The sequence below is a fragment of the Cupriavidus basilensis genome, from assembly GCF_029335485.1.
In the GTDB taxonomy this organism is placed as follows: Bacteria; Pseudomonadota; Gammaproteobacteria; order Burkholderiales; family Burkholderiaceae; genus Cupriavidus; species Cupriavidus basilensis_E.
On record NZ_JARJLM010000049.1, the window covers coordinates 1 to 818 of the forward strand.

Genomic DNA, 818 nt, shown 5'->3' on the forward strand with positions numbered 1-818 from the left:
AGATATCGGGGACGCCGGCCTGGACTTCACCGCGCCGCCCGGATTGCAGGCCTCGGTCATGGCAGAAGCGGCGCGGCTGCAGGCAGCGCAGGCAGCGCGCCGCACCGCCACGCTGGACGAAATCCGGCGCGGCGACCCCGCCCGGAGCGTGCTCGGGGCGCAGGTCGGCAAGGAAACCCAGGCATGGCTGCGGGAGCACGCGCAAGCCGGGCCGCAGGCCGCAGGCAAGCCGGCCGCCGCCAGGGCGGCCCGGCGCTGGTGGCCCGCGCTGGGCGCGCTCGCGGGCGCCGCGGGCGTGGCCGTGCTATCGCTGCAGATCGTCATGCGCCAGTTCGACCTGCGCGACGGCGCCATCGTGCTGCCCGCCGAAGCGCCGGTGAAGGACAAGAAGAACGGCCCGCCCTCCACCCCGGCAATGCAGGCCGATGCTGCCAGCCCGGCCGCGCAGGCGCGGCAGCAACCGCCTCAGGCAACCCCACCGCAGCCCGCGCAAGCCGGCTCCGCCACGCGGCAGCCATCGCAGGCAGCGCGCGCCGAGGCGCCGCCACCCGCGGCATCCGCACAGGCAAGGAGCACGCCGGCTGCCGAAACGAGGAGCGAAGCCGCGCCGCAGGCGCTGGCGGAGCGGGCGGGGCCGGCGCCAGGCAGCCCAACGCCGGCCCCGGCTGCCTCCGGCTATGCGGACGCACCGCCAGCGGCGGCGCCGGCGGCACCAGCCATGCCCGCGCCGCCAGCGATGGCGCAGATGGCGCCGATGCCTCCCCGCGCACCCATCGCTGCGCCAGTGCCGCCGGCACCGATCGCACCGCCAGCGGCGG

The 818-nt window shown here is 77.6% G+C and carries 1 pseudogene; it reads left to right on the forward strand.

The features are described from left to right. A pseudogene (locus P3W85_RS03150) lies at nucleotides 1–818 on the forward strand (hypothetical protein); the annotation flags it as partial.